Origin of the sequence: Roseibaca calidilacus, assembly GCF_001517585.1 — a bacterium.
Lineage (GTDB): Bacteria > Pseudomonadota > Alphaproteobacteria > Rhodobacterales > Rhodobacteraceae > Roseinatronobacter > Roseinatronobacter calidilacus.
This window is the reverse complement of record NZ_FBYC01000004.1, coordinates 130,917-148,717: the sequence shown is the minus strand read 5'-3', so window position 1 is coordinate 148,717 and position 17,801 is coordinate 130,917. Positions and strand designations below refer to the sequence as shown.

Annotated in this window: 18 protein-coding genes; 10 read left to right on the top strand and 8 right to left on the bottom strand. The window is 61.4% G+C overall.

Annotation, left to right across the window (positions count from 1 at the left end):
* Positions 1–244: 244 nt before the first annotated feature.
* Both groL and AWT76_RS04185 read right to left on the bottom strand, forming a co-directional pair.
* Entirely contained in the window at positions 245–1,894 is a 1,650-nt protein-coding gene (groL, locus tag AWT76_RS04190; protein WP_072245185.1) for a chaperonin GroEL, read from the bottom strand.
* A gap of 45 nt (positions 1,895–1,939) precedes the next feature.
* The gene (locus AWT76_RS04185; RefSeq protein ID WP_072245183.1) at positions 1,940–2,227 is read right to left on the bottom strand and encodes a co-chaperone GroES; all 288 of its coding nucleotides are present in this window, start codon (positions 2,225–2,227) and stop codon (positions 1,940–1,942) included.
* A 225-nt stretch (positions 2,228–2,452) separates the two neighbouring features.
* Here AWT76_RS04185 and AWT76_RS04180 point away from each other — a divergent pair, with 225 nt between their 5' ends.
* The 4 genes from AWT76_RS04180 (at position 2,453) to AWT76_RS04165 (ending at position 5,837) form a co-directional block, all read left to right on the top strand.
* Positions 2,453–3,373: a manganese-dependent inorganic pyrophosphatase gene (locus AWT76_RS04180; RefSeq protein ID WP_072245181.1), complete on the top strand. Its 921-nt coding sequence runs from the start codon at positions 2,453–2,455 to the stop codon at positions 3,371–3,373.
* 11 nt (positions 3,374–3,384) lie between these two features.
* On the top strand, positions 3,385–4,266 hold the full coding sequence (locus AWT76_RS04175) for a TIGR01459 family HAD-type hydrolase (protein WP_072245179.1): 882 nt from the start codon (positions 3,385–3,387) through the stop codon (positions 4,264–4,266).
* A gap of 173 nt (positions 4,267–4,439) precedes the next feature.
* Positions 4,440–4,883 carry a MaoC family dehydratase gene (locus AWT76_RS04170; RefSeq protein WP_072247429.1) on the top strand — a complete coding sequence of 148 codons (444 nt, stop codon included), beginning with the start codon at positions 4,440–4,442 and terminating at the stop codon, positions 4,881–4,883.
* 27 nt (positions 4,884–4,910) lie between these two features.
* Positions 4,911–5,837 (top strand): bifunctional riboflavin kinase/FAD synthetase, encoded by a 927-nt coding sequence (locus AWT76_RS04165; protein ID WP_072245177.1) that lies wholly within the window; start codon positions 4,911–4,913, stop codon positions 5,835–5,837.
* A 1-nt stretch (position 5,838) separates the two neighbouring features.
* Here AWT76_RS04165 and AWT76_RS04160 read toward each other — a convergent pair whose 3' ends face one another.
* Positions 5,839–6,840 carry a polyprenyl synthetase family protein gene (locus tag AWT76_RS04160; protein WP_072245174.1) on the bottom strand — a complete coding sequence of 334 codons (1,002 nt, stop codon included), beginning with the start codon at positions 6,838–6,840 and terminating at the stop codon, positions 5,839–5,841.
* A gap of 51 nt (positions 6,841–6,891) precedes the next feature.
* On the opposite strand from AWT76_RS04160, the gene AWT76_RS04155 reads away from it, so the two are divergent.
* The 5 genes from AWT76_RS04155 to htpX all read left to right on the top strand — a co-directional run bounded on the left by AWT76_RS04155 (position 6,892) and on the right by htpX (position 10,498).
* Complete coding sequence (locus AWT76_RS04155) at positions 6,892–7,107, top strand: putative signal transducing protein (RefSeq protein ID WP_072245171.1); 216 nt, start codon at positions 6,892–6,894, stop codon at positions 7,105–7,107.
* Positions 7,100–7,873, top strand: coding sequence for a tRNA1(Val) (adenine(37)-N6)-methyltransferase (locus tag AWT76_RS04150; protein ID WP_072245170.1), 774 nt, complete (start codon positions 7,100–7,102; stop codon positions 7,871–7,873). The genes AWT76_RS04155 and AWT76_RS04150 overlap by 8 nt, the downstream gene beginning before the upstream one ends.
* Before the next feature lie 39 nt (positions 7,874–7,912).
* A complete protein-coding gene (gene nth, locus AWT76_RS04145; protein ID WP_072245169.1) occupies positions 7,913–8,557 on the top strand; it encodes an endonuclease III in 645 nt (214 codons plus the stop codon).
* Positions 8,554–9,549 (top strand): adenosine kinase, encoded by a 996-nt coding sequence (locus AWT76_RS04140; protein WP_072245168.1) that lies wholly within the window; start codon positions 8,554–8,556, stop codon positions 9,547–9,549. Before nth ends, AWT76_RS04140 begins: the two co-directional genes overlap by 4 nt.
* Before the next feature lie 73 nt (positions 9,550–9,622).
* Positions 9,623–10,498, top strand: a complete 876-nt coding sequence (htpX, locus tag AWT76_RS04135) for a zinc metalloprotease HtpX (RefSeq protein WP_072245166.1) — start codon at positions 9,623–9,625, stop codon at positions 10,496–10,498.
* Between the two features lie 97 nt (positions 10,499–10,595).
* On the opposite strand, the gene AWT76_RS04130 is transcribed toward htpX, so the two are convergent.
* From AWT76_RS04130 to AWT76_RS04110, 5 genes are all read right to left on the bottom strand, one after another.
* The gene (locus tag AWT76_RS04130) at positions 10,596–11,861 is read right to left on the bottom strand and encodes a phosphopantothenoylcysteine decarboxylase domain-containing protein (RefSeq protein ID WP_072245165.1); all 1,266 of its coding nucleotides are present in this window, start codon (positions 11,859–11,861) and stop codon (positions 10,596–10,598) included.
* Between the two features lie 12 nt (positions 11,862–11,873).
* The gene (locus AWT76_RS04125) at positions 11,874–12,962 is read right to left on the bottom strand and encodes a transglutaminase family protein (protein WP_176699334.1); all 1,089 of its coding nucleotides are present in this window, start codon (positions 12,960–12,962) and stop codon (positions 11,874–11,876) included.
* Between the two features lie 130 nt (positions 12,963–13,092).
* Positions 13,093–13,824, bottom strand: a complete 732-nt coding sequence (locus AWT76_RS04120) for a metallophosphoesterase (protein ID WP_072245161.1) — start codon at positions 13,822–13,824, stop codon at positions 13,093–13,095.
* 92 nt (positions 13,825–13,916) lie between these two features.
* Positions 13,917–15,512, bottom strand: a complete 1,596-nt coding sequence (gene serA, locus AWT76_RS04115) for a phosphoglycerate dehydrogenase (RefSeq protein ID WP_072245159.1) — start codon at positions 15,510–15,512, stop codon at positions 13,917–13,919.
* A gap of 98 nt (positions 15,513–15,610) precedes the next feature.
* Entirely contained in the window at positions 15,611–16,768 is a 1,158-nt protein-coding gene (locus AWT76_RS04110) for a phosphoserine transaminase (RefSeq protein WP_072245157.1), read from the bottom strand.
* Positions 16,769–16,921: 153 nt separating this feature from the next.
* On the opposite strand from AWT76_RS04110, the gene serB reads away from it, so the two are divergent.
* A complete protein-coding gene (gene serB, locus AWT76_RS04105; protein WP_072245155.1) occupies positions 16,922–17,800 on the top strand; it encodes a phosphoserine phosphatase SerB in 879 nt (292 codons plus the stop codon).
* Position 17,801: the final 1 nt, after the last annotated feature.

The following is a 17,801-nucleotide window of genomic DNA, read 5'->3' as shown; positions in this document are numbered from 1 at the left end:
GCCGCGCCAGCCGCGTCGTGCGACCCGCTGAAACGCCCCTGATCCGCTGCGGCTGTTCTGAGCGGCTGAAAAGACTTGGCTCTGGGCATCGTCCAAAACTGCAAGCGTTGCGCGCCCAACAGGCCCGGCAACCACGTTAGCTTGGCATCTGCCAGCTAGTTGCTGCCGACCGACCAACCCTTTGCACATGAAAAAGGCCGCCCCGAAGGGCGGCCTTTCGCGGTTCATGCGGTGCCGGGCAGGCTTACATCATGCCGCCCATGCCGCCCATGCCGCCCATATCGGGCATACCGCCTGCGTTGCCGCCTTTCGGCTCTGGCTTGTCGGCGATCATGGCTTCGGTGGTGATCAGCAGGCCAGCGACCGAAGCTGCATCTTGCAGCGCGGTGCGCACGACCTTTGCGGGGTCGATCACGCCAAACTTGAACATGTCGCCATATTCGCCGGTCTGTGCGTTGAAGCCGAAGGTCTTATCGTCGGATTCGCGGATCTTGCCTGCAACGACAGAGCCGTCAAAGCCTGCATTGTCCGCGATCTGGCGCAGCGGTGCTTCAATCGCGCGACGCACGATAGAGATACCCACGGTCTGGTCAGCATTGCCGCCTTCCAAGCCTTCCAGCGCTTTCGCACCCTGCACAAGTGCGACACCACCGCCAACAACGATGCCTTCCTGAACGGCAGCGCGGGTTGCGTTCAGAGCGTCATCAACACGGTCCTTGCGCTCTTTCACTTCCACTTCGCTCATGCCGCCCACGCGGATGACGGCAACACCGCCAGCCAGCTTGGCCAGACGTTCTTGCAGCTTCTCGCGGTCGTAATCGCTGGAGGTTTCTTCGATCTGCGCGCGGATCTGCGCCACGCGAGCTTCGATTTCGGCCTTCTCGCCAGCACCGTCCACGATGGTGGTTTCGTCCTTGGTGATCGAGACGCGCTTGGCGGAACCCAGCATGTCCATGGTCACGCTTTCCAGCTTCATGCCCAGATCTTCGCTGATGACCTGACCGCCGGTCAGAATTGCAATATCTTGCAGCATGGCCTTGCGACGGTCGCCGAAGCCCGGTGCCTTGACAGCCGCGATCTTCAGACCGCCGCGCAGCTTGTTCACGACCAGCGTGGCCAGCGCTTCGCCTTCCACGTCTTCTGCGATGATCAGCAGCGGCTTCTGCGACTGGATCACTTGCTCCAGCAGCGGCACCATCGGCTGCAAAGAGGACAGTTTCTTCTCGTGGATCAGGATGATCGCATCGTCCAGTTCCGCGATCATCTTTTCAGAGTTGGTCACGAAATAGGGCGACAGGTAACCACGGTCGAACTGCATACCTTCGACGACATCGGTTTCTGTTTCCAGACCCTTGTTTTCCTCGACGGTGATGACACCCTCGTTGCCGACCTTCTGCATCGCATCGGCGATCTGACGGCCGATTTCGGCTTCGCCATTGGCCGAAATGGTGCCGACCTGGGCCACTTCGTCGCTGTCATTGACCGGGCGGGCGGCAGCCATGATCGATTCGACGACTTTCTTGGTCGCCAGATCAATGCCGCGCTTCAGGTCCATCGGGTTCATGCCGGCGGCAACCGATTTCAGGCCTTCGCGAATGATGGCTTGTGCCAGCACGGTCGCGGTGGTGGTGCCGTCGCCAGCTTCGTCATTGGTGCGCGAGGCGACTTCTTTCACCATCTGCGCGCCCATGTTTTCGAACTTGTCTTCCAGTTCGATTTCCTTGGCGACCGAAACACCGTCCTTGGTGATGCGCGGTGCGCCGAACGATTTGTCGATCACGACATTGCGGCCTTTCGGGCCCAGCGTAACCTTGACCGCATCGGCCAGGGTGTTCACGCCCTTGAGCATACGGTCGCGCGCGTTGGTGCTGAATTTGACGTCCTTAGCAGCCATTTTGGTGCCTCCTGGTTGTCTGAATTGAATATGTCAGGTGCGAGATCAGGCGATGACGCCCAGAATGTCGCTTTCCTTCATGATGAGCAGTTCTTCGCCATCGACGGTCACTTCGGTGCCCGACCATTTGCCGAACAGAACGCGGTCGCCAGCTTTCACGGCGGGCGCGATCAATTCGCCCGAATCCTTGCGTGCGCCTTCGCCGGTGGCGATCACTTCACCCTCTGCGGGCTTTTCCTTGGCGGTCTCGGGAATGATAAGACCACCCTTGGTCTTTTCTTCACTTTCGACGCGACGAACAAGCACGCGATCGTGCAGCGGTTTGAATGCCATCTGAGAACACTCCCATGGTTCCAGGTTGAATTTTATTAGCACTCGATATGGATGAGTGCTAACGGCTCATAGGTAGGAAGGGTGCGACAGGCTGTCAACCAGTCCTTTTGCAAAAATCGTGCTGCGCCGTTACCGTTTGCGCAGGCTTCCGCAACAGAGGATGACAAGCAATGCTGCACCGCCTATAACCCGCGCAACGACCATAGACATACGGGACAGCACCACATGACCACGCTTGTTTTCGGCCATCTCTCGCCCGATACGGATTCCACCGGATCACCCGTTATCTGGGCGTGGTTCCTGAACGAAATAAAGAAAACCCCGGCAGAGGCCGTGCTGCTGGGCGAGCCGAATACCGAGGCAGCCTTCGTTCTCAAACACTGGGATTGCCCCAAGCCGCGCATCGTGACCGACATTGCCGACGGCACCCCCGCCGTGGTTGTGGACACCAACAACCCTGCCGAATTGCCCTCCAATATCAACGCGTTGGATGTGACCGCGATCATCGACCACCACAAGCTGGTCGGCGGCTTGGAAACCAAGGGGCCGATCGACATTACCATCCGCCCGCTGGCCTGCACCGCAACCATCATGCACAGCCTGATCGGCAAGCATATGGCGCAAGCGCCGGCATGGGTGAAGGGGCTGATGCTGTCCTGCATCCTGTCGGACACGCTGGAATTCCGCTCGCCCACCACCACGCAGGAAGACCGCGCCATTGCCCACGCCTTGGCGGATGATCTGGGCGTGGATATGGGCGCATTGGCCAGCGCCATGTTCGCTGCGAAATCGGATGTTTCGGCGTTTTCAGACGCCGAATTGTTGCGGATGGATAGCAAGAATTACGAAGTGGGTGGCAAGAAGTTCCGCGTGTCAGTTTTGGAAACCACCTCTCCCGAGCAGATCCTGTCGCGCAAGGCCAGCCTGATGGCCAGCATGGAAACCGTCGCGGCCGAGGACGGGGCCGATCAGGTGCTGCTGTTCGTGGTCGATATTCTGCGCGAGGAAGCGACCATGCTGGTGCCCAACGACCTGACGCGGGCAGTTGCCGAAAAATCTTTCGGCGCGACGGTCGACGGCGACAGCGTGGTGCTGCCCGGTGTCATGAGCCGCAAGAAACAGATCATCCCCGTTCTGGCGCTCTGAAAGGCCCTGACATGACCCGCATTATCAGCAGCTTCGCCGAGGTTTCGGCAAACTATAACCTTGCCTTGGTGGATCTTTGGGGCTGTGTGCATAACGGAGAGGTCATCTACCCCGCCGCCGAAGCCGCGCTGATCGCCTATCGCCAAGCTGGCGGGCGGGTCATTCTGGTCACGAATGCGCCGCGCCCCGAAGCCGGGGTGCGCGCGCGGCTAAACGAGATGGGCCTGTCGCCCGACGCCTATGACGCCATCGCCACCTCTGGCGACGCGGCGCAAACCGCCATGCTGATCGGCGCGGTGGGCACCAAGATCTGGCATCTGGGGCCAGACAAGGATGACGGGTTCTTCACCGACCTGCCCGATTGGGCGGGCGATTACCCGGCCATCGAACGCGTCAGCTTCGAGGATGCCGAGGGCATTATCTGCACCGGCCCGTTCGAAGAACTGACGGAGACGCCAGAGGACTATCGCGGGCGCTTTCTGGCCGCCAAGGCGCGCGGGTTGAAACTGCTCTGTGCCAACCCCGACATTGTTGTCGATTACGGCGAAACGCGCATCTATTGCGCGGGCGCGCTGGCGCAGCTTTATGACCAGATGGGCGGCGAGAGCCTGTATTTCGGCAAACCCCACCCGCCAATCTACGATCTTGCGCGCCGTCATGCGCAAAATCTGGGGCTACGCTTTGCCGAAGACCGGGTGATCGCCATTGGCGACGGTATTCAGACCGATATCAAGGGCGGTATGGCCGAGGGGGTGGATACGCTGTTCATCACCGGGGGGCTGGCCGCAGACAAGTTCGGCGCGGATGTCGAAACGCCTGAACAAGCCCCGCTGGCTGCATGGCTGGCAGATGAAGGCCAAGCGCCCACCTATGCTATCGGGCGGCTTCGCTAAGGCCGCCCTGTCCCGCTTGCGACAGATTGCCACGCAACATAATTACACCACAAACCCGCCATACTGACATTTTATTACGCAAGCCTCTTGCGCGACTCGGCCTGATGGGCTAGTGCTGCACCGCAACATGGCCCGGAACCTTTGAAAGGCGTGATACGATGTTGGACAACGGTATGAATGACAATTTCCCGCGTGGCACGATCTGCATCGAAGATCTGGAAATCGGCATGGCGCGCCATCTGCAAAAGGAAATCACCGACCGCGACATCGAATTGTTCGCGGAGGTGTCGACCGACCGCAACCCTGTGCATCTGGACGACGCTTATGCACAAGACACGATTTTCGAAGGCCGGATCGCACATGGAATGCTGACCGCCGGGCTGATTTCCGCCGTGATCGGCGAACAACTGCCCGGCCATGGCACGATCTACATGGGCCAGTCGCTGAAATTCATGGCCCCTGTCCGCCCCGGCGACGTGGTGCGCGCCGAAGTCACGGTTCTGACCATCGACTATGCCAAACGCCGCGTGACCCTTGATTGTCGCTGCACGGTGGGGGATATGACGGTGTTGAAGGGCGAAGCCACCGTGCTGGCCCCCAGCCGCAAATTCGACTAAGGGGCGCATTTGCCCCAACGAGGGCAGATGCAGGTTTTCCACCACTGGACCGGTCTTGACGGCAGCGCTCGTGGCGCATCGGTCGCCATGGGCAATTTCGACGGGCTGCATCTGGGCCACCGCGCCGTGATCGACATGGCGCGCCGCAGCGATGCGCCTTTGGGCGTCATTACATTCGAGCCGCACCCGCGCGAATTCTTCTTCCCAGACGCGGCCCCGTTCCGCCTGATGAATGCACAAGCCCGCGCGCACAGGTTGGATATGCTGGGGGTAGAGCGGCTGTATGAACTGCCGTTCGACAGCACGCTGTCGCAACTTTCGGCACGCGATTTCGCGGTGCAGGTGCTACATGACGGGCTTGGCATTCGCCATGTCGTGATCGGGGCGGATTTCTGCTTTGGCAAGGGGCGCACCGGGACAGCCGCAGATTTGCAGGCCCTCGGCAGTGAACTGGGCTTTGACGTGACCGTGGCCGATCTTGTGGCACAAGGCGGAGAGGTCTTTTCCTCGACCGCCATTCGCGCCGCGCTGACCGAAGGCGACCCGCGCCGCGCCGCGCGGATGCTGGGCCATTGGCACCGCATCGAAGGGCCGGTTCTGCATGGCGAAAAACGCGGTCGTGCATTGGGTTACCCAACCGCGAACATGTCCATCGACGGGCTGCACCCGCCGCGCTTCGGGGTCTATGCCGTGTTGGTCGATGTGCTGGATGGCCCGCATACAGGGCGCTATCAGGGCGTTGCCTCTATGGGTGTGCGGCCCATGTTCGGGGTGAACAGCCCCAATCTGGAAACCTTCCTGTTCGACTTCAAGGGCGATCTGTATGGCGCGCGGCTGTCGGTGGCGCTGGTCGAACATCTGCGCGACGAAGTCGCTTACGCCGGTGTCGACAAACTGATCGCCCAGATGAACGCCGACAGCCTTCAGGCACGGGCGGTCCTGACAGCGCTATAGGTTAGTTCAACCGCTGCACCACATAGGTCGCAAGGTCTGACAGCATGGCACGCAATGGCGTATCGGGCAGATCTGACAACGCCTCTTTTGCGCGGTGGGACCATGCCAAGGCCTCGGCCCGCGTTTCCTCTAAGGTGCCGTGGCGGGCGATGATGGCGCAGGCTTGCTCGAAATCGCCGTCCTGCTGGTCGCCCTTGGCAATGGTGCGCTGCCAGAAAGCGCGCTCCTCCACATCGGCGCGAGCAAAGGCGCGGATGATGGGCAAGGTCACCTTGCGTTCGCGGAAATCGTCGCCGATGCGCTTGCCGATATCGTCACCCGCGCCGCCGAAATCCAGAAAATCATCAACCATCTGAAAGCTTATGCCCAGCGCGTCCCCATAAGTGAACAGCGCCTGCACCTTGTCTTCGGGCGCGCCAGCCAGCACCGCGCCAGATTCAGTTGCCGCCGAAAACAGCGCCGCCGTCTTGCCCCGGATCACGCGCAGGTATTGCGCTTCGGTCGTGCCAAGGTTTTGTGCGGTGGTCAGTTGCAGCACCTCGCCCTCTGCAATCGTGGCAGAGGCGTTCGACAGAATGTCCAACACCCGCAGCGACCCGCAAGCCACCATAAGCTGGAACGCACGGGCAAACAGATAATCGCCCACCAGCACAGAGGATTTGTTGTCCCATAACAGATTGGCCGTGGCCCGACCCCGGCGCTGCGCGCTTTCATCGACAACATCATCATGCAGCAGCGTCGCGGTGTGAATGAACTCTACCGTTGCGGCCAAGTGGTGATGATGCGCGCCGTCATAGCCGCACAGGTCCGCCGCCGCCAGTACCAGCATGGGCCGAATGCGCTTGCCGCCCGCTTCGATCAGATGCGCCGTAACCTCTGGAATGCGGGGCGCATGCTCGGACGCCATGGTCTGTCGGATCAGCGCATTGACCGCGGTCAGGTCGTCTGACAAATGCGCGGCAAGCGCGTCATGGGGGCGATCTTGCATATGTTGCGTATCCATTCTGTGCATCCTGTCTCGACAAACCTGGCGTTGCGTTACTAAACTGCCGCCATGAAAGAGCTTTTGCGAACCACGAACCCGACGGTCATTCCGTATGCCACAGCCCTGTTGCAGGGCGAGGGTATAGAGGTGTTCGATGTAGACGTCCATATGCACACATTGGAATCAACCTTGGGCATGATGCCGCGTCGTCTACTGGTACGGCGCGAAGACCATTTCATGGCAAGTTCTATCCTGCGTGAGAATGGTATACCGTTGCATGATTGAGTCAAACGATGCTGGTTTGACCTGCGACGCCTTTCTGGGTGGTCATGTGCAGGCGTGGCAACCGCGTGTGGGCTATCGCGCGGCGACCGACCCGGTTTTTCTGGCCGCCAGCGTGCCGGCCCGCGCCGGGCAATCGGTGTTGGAATTGGGCTGCGGCGTGGGCGTGGCCAGCCTGTGCTTGGCCGCGCGCGTGCCGGGGCTGGCGTTGGACGGGGTCGAACTGCAAGGCGCGTATGCAGCGCTTGCGCGTCGAAATGCCACGACAAACCGGGTGGCCCTGACTGTGACAGAGGCCGATCTGCGCGACCTGCCCTGCGATCTGCGCAATCGCAGCTTTGACCATGTCATCGCCAACCCGCCCTATTACGCCGCCAATGGTCCGGCCGCACAGGATGCAGGCCGCGACCGCGCCTTGCGAGAGGACACACCCTTGGCCGAATGGCTGGATGTCGGCCTGCGGCGCGTTCGGGATGGGGGATATCTGACCATCATTCACCTGACCGAGCGCTTGCCCGATATTCTGGCCGGAATCGCAGGGCGGGCCAGCGCCGTTGTGTTGCCTTTGGCCGCGCGCGCCGGGCATCCGGCGCGCCGCGCTATCGTGCAGGCGCGCAAGGGCGCGCGCAGCCCCTTCATGCTGTTGCCGCCGCTGGTCATCCATCAAGGCGATCATCACCCCGGCGACGGCGAATACTTCACCGATGCAGTGCGCGCGATCATGCGCGATCTGGGCGCGCTGGATCTGACGGCGATGGCGCGCGGCTAAGGGATTGCCCCGGCCCGCGACGCATTGCATAGAGAGGCGATGGCCAAGCAACTCGATTACCCCACGATCCGCGAGATCTTTCGCCGCTTCCACGCGGCAGACCCGGAACCCAAGGGAGAGTTGGAGCATGTCAATGTCTACACACTGCTGGTCGCCGTGGCGCTGTCGGCGCAAGCGACCGATGTCGGGGTAAACAAGGCTACGCGCGGGTTGTTTGCGGTGGCGGACACACCAGAGAAAATGCTCGCCCTTGGGGAAGAGGGCGTGACCCAGCACATCAAGACCATCGGCCTGTATCGCAACAAGGCCAAGAATGTCATCAAGCTGAGCCGCATTCTGGTTGAGCAATATGGCGGCGCGGTGCCATCTTCGCGCGCGGCGCTGCAATCTTTGCCCGGTGTGGGCCGCAAGACGGCGAATGTGGTGCTGAACATGTGGTGGCGGATGCCCGCGCAGGCGGTGGACACGCATATCTTCCGGGTCGGCAACCGCACCGGTATTTGCCCCGGCCGCGATGTCGATACAGTCGAACGCGCCATCGAAGACAACATCCCCGCCGAATACCAACTTCACGCCCATCACTGGCTGATCCTGCACGGGCGCTACATCTGCAAGGCGCGCAAGCCCTTGTGCAGCACCTGCCTGATCCGCGACCTGTGCCAATTCGAGGAAAAGACCCTATGAAAACCTACCAGATTGCCGGGATCGGCAATGCCATTGTCGATGTCATCGCCACTGTGGATGACCGTTTTCTGGAACGGATGGATATTCACAAGGCAATCATGCAACTGATTGACCGTGACCGTGCCGAAACCCTGTTTGCCGCGATGCAGGACCGCGCCCAAGCCTCTGGCGGGTCGGTCGCCAATACGCTGGCGGGCGCGGGTGCGCTGGGTCTGCGCGCGGCCTTTGTGGGGCGTGTGAATGACGACGAACTGGGACGGTTCTATGCGCAGGACTCTGACAAGGTGGGCGCGGAATTCGTCAATGCCCCGGTCGCGGGTGGCGAATTGCCCACGTCGCGCAGCATGATCTTCGTCACCCCCGATGGTGAGCGGTCGATGAACACCTATCTGGGAATGTCCGCCGAGCTTGGCCCCGATGACGTGGATGAAACCGTCATGGCCGATAGTGAGATCGTGTTCCTGGAGGGCTACCTGTTCGACAAGGACAAGGGCAAGGACGCCTTCCTGAAAGCCGCGCGCGCCTGCCGTAGCAGCGGCGGCATGGCCGGAATTGCCCTGTCCGACCCGTTCTGCGTGGATCGCCACCGCGACGATTTCCGCAAGCTGGTGGCCGAGGATATGGATTACGTCATCGGCAACGAACAGGAATGGGTGTCGCTGTATCAGGCGAATGACCTTGAAGATGCGCTGGCCCAAGCCGCAACAGAATGCGACCTGATCGTCTGCACCCGCTCTGGCGACCCGGTCTGGATTATCCGCGACGGGGTGCGCGTGGAAATCCCGGTGCAGACCGTCACCCCGGTCGACGCCACCGGCGCGGGCGACCAGTTCGCCGCCGGATTCTTGTTTGGGCTGGCCACAGGGTGCGACATGGAAACCGCGGGCCGCATGGGCTGCATGGCCGCTGCCGAAGTGATCGGCCATATCGGCGCGCGCCCAAAATCCGATTTGCGCGCGGCCTTCCGCGCAGCAGGGCTATTGACCGAGTGATCGGCACGCTTGCGCAGCCCCGGCCCATTGCCCATATGATGATGGGATTGGTTCGCCGGGGGTGTGCAAGATGATGGGTTACACGAAAACCGCCATTCTGATGGCCGCGATGACCGCGCTTTTCATGGCCGTGGGCTATGCGCTTGGCGGCGGTGCGGGGCTGCTTATCGCGCTGGCCGTGGCTGTGGGCATGAACGGGTATTCCTACTGGAACTCCGACAAGGCCGTGTTGCGGATGCACAATGCACAGGAATGCAACAGTCAGGTTTATCCAGAGCTTGAACGCATGGTGCACCAACTGGCCGATGGGGCCGACATGCCGCGCCCCCGCGTTTACGTCATAAACGAAGACCAACCCAACGCCTTCGCCACGGGACGCAACCCGGAAAACGCCGCCGTCGCCGCGACCACCGGGCTGTTGCGGCGCATGTCGAATGAAGAGGTCGCCGCCGTCATGGCGCATGAACTGGCGCATATCCGCAATTTCGACACGCTTATCATGACGATCACGGCAACCTTCGCAGGCGCAATTTCGATGCTGGCGAATTTCGCGATGTTCTTCAGCGCGGGGCGGGAACGCGGCAATATCGTGGTCACGCTTTTGGTGATGATCCTTGCGCCCATGGCGGCGGCGGTGGTGCAAATGGCGATTTCGCGCTCGCGCGAGTATGAGGCCGATCGCGTGGGCGCCGAGATTTGCGGCAACCCGCTGTGGCTGGCCTCTGCACTGGAAAAAATCCAGGGCTTTGCCAGCCGGATTGACTATGATCGGGCAGAGGCGAACCCGCAAACGGCGCATATGTTCATCATAAACCCGCTGCATGTGCACAAGCGCGACAAGCTGTTTTCAACCCATCCAAACACGGAAAACCGCATCGCGGCACTGGTCAAACTTGCTGAAGAACAGGGGCAAAGCGTGTCGCGGGGGCGTGCGAACCCTTGGGGTTAGGCAAATTCGACCCAATAGCGCGGTTGCGTCGCGCATCCACGTTCGGACCCTGCCCTACGGGCGGGCATAATGATTATCCATGCCCTGTTGATGCAGCCTATTCCGCAGCAAGCCGCGCATCATCTGGTGTTGTCAGGGTTTCTAGGTAATCGGCAATCGCACTGGCAATCCGGGCCTTGCCGTCGACCGGGGTGACACCATCACGCCGGACCATAAGCGCGCGTTGCGCGTGGCCTTTGGTGTCCTCTCCGCGCGTGGCGACGATCAGCCCCGCGCGGTCCAGCCGTTTGCTGGCAACGCGGATCAGTTCTTCTTCGGTGACCTTTTCAAGGTATTTGAACGCCACCGTGTGCATCGCGCCGCCCGCGTCCATGGCCATGTCGATGACCTTTTCGGTGGGTTCCAGCAGCAGCGGCAATTCCGCGGTGCCCGACACGATCTTGCCATCGACCACCTGTTTGGGCCTGTAATCGGCCACCCCGGCGGAGAAGATGCCCGCGAACAACCCCTGTTCGGCTCGCGCCACGACCATATCGCGATAGTCGTTATAGGTGCGTGCAATGCTCAGCCGCATGGGGGCAGAGGGCCGCCACGCGCCATCGCCCAGCAGCAATTCGGCGTCGGCCCCGCGCCATGTCAGTTCCGCCGCGATATCGGCCCCCAGCCGCCCCCGGAAGCGGTTGACGATGCGGCGCACCCCGTCGATGGGCACCGGCGTTGGCCCGGCGGTGACCAGGATCGGCTTTCCCCGCAGAGGCGAGGTGGACAGCGCGCGCCCGACCGCGGTGCAGATCACATCGGTATCGGGCAGGTTGTGTTTGCCATACGCGTCGCGCGGGGCGATGAAATGCACGCCTTGCGCGGCCAGCCGTTTGGCATTGTCGACAAGCTGCGCATTGTGCATCGACCCGTGCATGGTCGGCGCGACAAGCACTTGAGTGCGCCCCTGTTCCATCCGGCCCAAGGCCGAGATCAGGGCAGAGGTCACGAGCGTATCACCAATGCCCTGCGCCATCTTGGCGATGGTGTTATGCGTGGCGGGCGCGACGAGGTAGGCATCGAACGGTGCGCCGTCAGACAGGTGTTCGGCGCGCCATGTCAGCCCGTCGACCACTTGACCAAGGCAGGCCCATTCCAACGCCTCTCGGGCAACATAGCGCAGCGCGTCGGTGCTGGCGAAGGCGGTGACATCGGCCCCGTGCCGCCGCAACCCCCGCGCGATTTGCGGGGTTTTCATGGCGGCAATACCACCTGTGACCAGAAGCGCCACGCGTTTGCCCGCAAGCCGGGTGCTTGCGGGCGGCACGTCATGGTCGCCCATATCGCTTGGCGTGGGGGCCGAAAAGTCCCAGTCGAATGTCATACCTGTTCCGCCTTAGCTGACGACGCGCAGACCGGCGCCCAGATCGGGGTGATCTTCTTCCACCCAATTGCGCCACGAACCTTGCGCGCGGTCAAGCCGTGTATTGAGGGCCTCGAATTGCGCGGGCGAGAAGCGGCTTTTCTTGCTCATCTCTTCGTTCAGATGCGGGACGACCTGAATGTCGAACGGGTCCACGCCGTTCTTTTCCGCGGTCGGGCTATAGGGTTTGCCGATGGACACATGCGCCGGCAGCAAATGCGCGTAATCCGGGAAGCTTTCCAGATAGATACCCATGCTGTCGTCATTATAAGACGAATCTGCCGCATGCCAGCGCCCATCCAGTTTGACCGCCCCGAAATAGTGCCGCACGGTCGGGCGCATCATGGCCAACCATGCAGCCGGCATCAGCTTGCCCAGAACCGACATGGACATGGGCATTTCCACGAATCCAGCTTCCAGACCTGCGGCGCGCATCAGCGTAACCTGAAGATTGGCCTTGGTCGTGCACATGCCATTGCCGCGCGCCAATGTGTCAGAGGCGCGTTCCTGCCAGTTGCCGAAACGGTAAGGCATAGCCTGAACGAACCGGAATACGGCATCGGCGGTGGCCGCTTCACTGGTGCGGCGCAAACGGGCGGCCATACGCCGGATTTGCGGGTGGTCTACATCGCTGAGCGTTTCGGGATCAGGCAAGTCCGCGGGCGGGGTCGCTGCTTGCAGCGCACGGTCGGCTGCTGTCAATGCCATCTCTAGCGCGTGCTGCAAGGCTTGCCGCCCCGGAGCCTGCCAGCCAGTTCCCGCACGGTCCAACACCCAGACCGAAGCCGTTTCGCTTTTGACCTTGTAACAGGTGCCATCGCCGGCAACGTGACACCCCGGCCCTTGCCAGCCTGTCTGCGCGATCAGAACACCATCCAGCACCACTGTCAGCGTTTGCGGGCCGCCCAAGGTCAGGGTTTCCCCTTCGGTCAGATGGTAAATCGCACCATGCGCGAAAATGCGGGCTGCGCTTTGCCCAAGGTAAAGGGCAAGGATGCTGTCTTCGAACAAGTTCCATTCGCGCGTTGCGGGGCGGGCTTGCTGCGAGCTGTGCAGATGCATGTTTTTCTCCATTTTTCCGACGGTTGGACCGATTCCCGTCCCTAACCTGTCGCAGTCTACAACCATAGGTTATATCGGCACAGATTATTTCTGTCCTAGGCGTAAATTTGAGCCAAGAAAAAGATTGTATCTAGGCGGGGACCAGTTCGGCGCGACCTTGCGGCGTCAGAAGCCAAGCTTTGCGCTCTTCCAGAACAACGGCGGACAAGGGGCCGCCATAAGCCGCCGAGCTGTCAATATTCAGCCGGTTGCGGTAATGACAGGCGCGCGGCAAGGCGGTGTGACCATGCACCACAAGTGGGCCGTGGTCACGCCGGTCCAGCAGGAAGGGATCGCGAATCCACAAAAGGTCGTGTTCGGATTGCTGGTCCAGCGGAACACCGGGCCGCAGCCCCGCATGCACGAACAATTGCGCGCCCATATCGATCATGCGTGGACGGGACGCGATAAAATCCAGATCGGCTTGGGGCACAAGGGCGGCCGCTTCTGCGCGCGCCATGTCCACGTCATGCAGCGCGGTCACGCCGTAGCTTTGCAACGTGGCGCGCCCACCAATCGCCGGGTGCAGATAGTCTAGCCCGCTGCGCAAACCCGGGTCATGCCATTCGGGCATACGGATAAAGTTCAACAACAGGCGGTCATGGTTGCCCATCAGCACCTGCCAATTTTCCCCACGCGCAATGCCATCACGCAGATAGCGCAGCACGCCGGGGCTGTCGGGGCCACGGTCCACAAGGTCGCCGATATGGATGATGGGGGCGTCCATGCACGCATTGGCGGCGCGGTCGCGCGCGATCAGGTCATGGACGGCCTGCAACAGATCCAGATGCCCGTGAATATCGCCAATGGCATAAACCTGCATCTGTCTTGTGCCTTCCAGTTCTGCGAACACCGGCACAGAACACTGCAAAAGACCCCGGGTCAACCGGGGTCTTTTGGGGGCGTGTGGGCAGATCAGCCGAGTGCGAATTCAAGCGGCCGGACCTGTTGGAACAAGCCAGTGCCGCGCAAGGCTTCCAGCGCGTTGTCCGTCGGGGCTGCATCCAGATACAGCATGGCAATCGCGTCGCCCCCGGCATCCTTCCGGCCAAGGGTAAAGTTCGCGATGTTCACGCCATTGGCGCCCAGCGTGCCGCCCAGCGTGCCGATAATGCCCGGCACGTCCTTGTTGGTGGTATAGAGCATGTGCTCGCCCACCTCTGCGTCGATATTGATGCCCTTGATCTGGATGAAGCGCGGCTTGCCATCCGAGAACACCGTGCCCGCAATCGACCGCTCGCGCGAGTCTGTCACGACGGTCAGCTTGATGTAACCATCAAACGCGCCCGACTTATCTTGCGTCGTGGTCGAAATCTGGACCCCACGTTCCTTGGCCAGCACGGGGGCCGACACCATGTTCACATCGGGATTGGTGGCTTTCATTACGCCCGCGATGGCCGCACAGCCCAGCGCGTCCAAGTTCATTTCGCTCACAGCACCATCATATAGAATGTTGATCGCCTTGATCGGCTCATCCGTCAACTGGCCCGCGAAGGCACCCAGATGTCCGGCCAGCTTCACCCAAGGCCCCATGACGCGGGCTTCCTCGGCGGTGACAGAGGGCATGTTCAGCGCGTTCTGCACAGCCCCGGTCAGAAGGTAGTCGGACATCTGTTCGGCCACTTGCAGGGCGACGTTTTCCTGCGCTTCCGTGGTGGATGCGCCCAAATGCGGGGTGACGACCACGCCGGGCAGGTTGAACAGCGGGCTTTCAGTCGCAGGTTCAACCTCGAACACGTCAAAGCCTGCGCCAGCGACATGGCCGGATTTGATGGCCTCTGCAAGTGCCGCCTCATCCACCAGACCGCCGCGCGCGCAGTTGATGATCCGCACGCCCTTCTTGGTCTTCGCAATGTTTTCCGCCGACAGGATGTTGCGGGTTTTGTCGGTCAGCGGCACATGCAAGGTGATGAAATCGGCTTTCGCCAGCAACTCGTCCAGCTCTACCTTGGTCACACCCAGCTTGGCGGCGCGCTCTTCGCTCAGGAAGGGGTCAAAGGCCACGACCTTCATTTTCAGGCCGCGCGCACGGTCGCAAACGATGCCGCCAATGTTGCCTGCACCGATCACGCCAAGCGTCTTGGCGGTCAGTTCGACCCCCATGAAGCGCGACTTTTCCCATTTCCCGGCATGGGTGGATTCGTTGGCTTCGGGAATCTGCCGCGCCACGGCCATCATCAGCGAAATCGCATGTTCGGCGGTGGTCACAGAGTTGCCGAAGGGCGTGTTCATCACGATCACGCCTTTTTTCGAGGCGGCGGGGATATCGACATTGTCGACCCCGATCCCGGCACGGCCGATGACCTTCAGGTTGGTCGCTTCGGCCAGAACCTTTTCGGTGACCTTGGTGGCAGAGCGGATGGCAAGGCCGTCATACTGGCCGATAACTTCCAGCAGCTTGTCCTTATCCTTGCCGATGCTTGGGTCGAAGGTCACATCAATGCCGCGGTCACGGAATATCTGCACGGCGGTTTCGGACAGTTTGTCAGAGACGAGAACTTTGGGTGCCATGATGGGCGCTCCTTGTCTGGTGGCGGTGCGCAACAGCGCCCGCTTGCGAAAGAGGGGGTCAGGTGCGCGAGCCGCGCGCACCCGTCATGTCGTGAAGATCAGGCTGCCGCGTCGAGCGCGGCGCGTTCGGCGTGATAGGCCCAGTCGAGCCATGGCATAAGCGCTTCCAGATCGGCGGTTTCCACCGTCGCCCCACACCAAATGCGCAGGCCAGCCGGTGCGTCCCGATAAGCGCCGATATCCAGCGCTACACCTTCGGCTTCCAGCCGCTTGGCGACCGCCTTGGCGAAGGCTGCGCCATCGGTGATGGTCGGGTCGGTAAATTTCAGGCAAACGCTGGTGGTCGATGCCGTGGCCGGGTCTTCGGCCAGGTTCGCGATCCAGTCATTGGCCGCGCAGAAACGGTCGATCACAGCGGCGTTCGCGTCGCAGCGCGCGATCAGCGCGGGCAGACCGCCAATCTCACGCGCCCAATCCAGCGCCAGCAGGTAGTCTTCGACTGCCAGCATGGACGGCGTGTTGATCGTTTCACCCTTGAAAATGCCCTCAATCAGCTTGCCGCCTTTGGTCATGCGGAAAATCTTCGGCAAGGGCCAAGCAGGCGTGTAGCTTTCCAGACGTTCCACAGCGCGGGGGCTTAGGATCAGCATACCATGTGCGGCTTCACCGCCCATCACCTTCTGCCAAGAGAAGGTCACAACATCCAGCTTGTCCCAAGGCAGGTCCATCGCGAAAGCAGCACTTGTCGCGTCGCAGATGGTCAGGCCCGCGCGGTCCGCCGGGATCATACCGCCATGCGGCATGCACACGCCCGAAGTGGTGCCGTTCCAAGTGAACACAACATCGGTGTCGTAATCGAGCGCCGCCATGTCCACGATCTGACCATATTCGGCGGTCTTCACCTCGGCATCCAGTTTCAACTGTTTCACGGCATCGGTGACCCAGCCCGCGCCAAAGCTTTCCCATGCAACCATCGTGGTCTTGCGCGCGCCCAGAAGCGACCACATGGCCATTTCCACCGCGCCCGTGTCGGACGCGGGCACGATGCCGATGCGGTAGTCATCCGGCACGCCAAGGATGTCGCGGGTACCGTCGATGGCAGCTTTCAGCTTGGCTTTGCCCACGGCTGCACGGTGCGAACGGCCCAAGGGCGCGTCGGCAAGTTTTGCAAGCTCGAATGTGGGGATTTTGGCGCAGGGGCCAGAAGAAAAGCGCGGATTGACCGGGCGCTTGGCCGGTTGAGCGGGGTTCGTCATGGTATCCTTCCAGATATGTGCCCTTCGTTGGGGAAGGGTGTCCCGCCGCCGCCATTACGCCCGTTGACGGGGTGGCGCAAGCAAAATTTTTGCTCTAAAGCGCCGCTAAAGCGCGAAAAACCGACGCGCACACATGCTTGAAGGGATGTGCCCATGTATATCGTCACACTGCTTGCCAACCCGGCGCAGGCCAATTTGACCGCGGCGACGGTCGAATCATTGCGCAATGCATGGGGCGGGGGTGTGGCCGAATGGCTGAACCCCGATATTGCCGCCGAATTCCCGCTGGAAGAAGTGCCCGCGAATCGCTGGCAGGTCTGGGAAGATTTGCAGGCGATGGGAATTGATTTGGTGCTGCGCCCCGCGCATGGCCGCCGCAAGATGATGCTTCTGGCCGATATGGACAGCACCATGATCGGGCAGGAATGCATTGATGAACTGGCCGATGAAGCGGGTGTCGGTGCGCATGTGGCCGGCATTACCGCGCGCGCCATGAATGGCGAGTTAGATTTCGAAGACGCCCTGCGCGAGCGCGTGGCGCTGCTGCGCGACCTGCCGGAAACCGTGATCGCAAAGGTTCTGGCCACACGCATTACCTTTACCCCCGGCGGGCGTGCCTTGATTGCGACGATGAAGGCGCATGGCGGTTACGCTGCACTGGTTTCGGGCGGTTTTACCGCGTTCACCGCGCATGTGGCCGAAACGCTGGGGTTCGACGAACACCGCGCCAATACCCTGCACATCACGGATGGCAAACTGGCGGGCACAGTTGCAGAGCCGATCCTTGGCCGCGAAGCCAAAGTCGCGGCCTTGCAAGACATCTCGGCCCGACTGGGGATTTCCCCATACGAGGTGATTGCGGTGGGGGATGGCGCGAATGACTTGGGTATGTTGGGCATGGCCGGCGCGGGTGTCGCCTTGCACGCCAAGCCCACGGTTGCCGCGCAATGCGATATTCGGATCAACCATGGCGATCTGACGGCGCTGCTGTATATCCAAGGCTACCGCGCGGACGAATTCGTCGCGGGCTAAC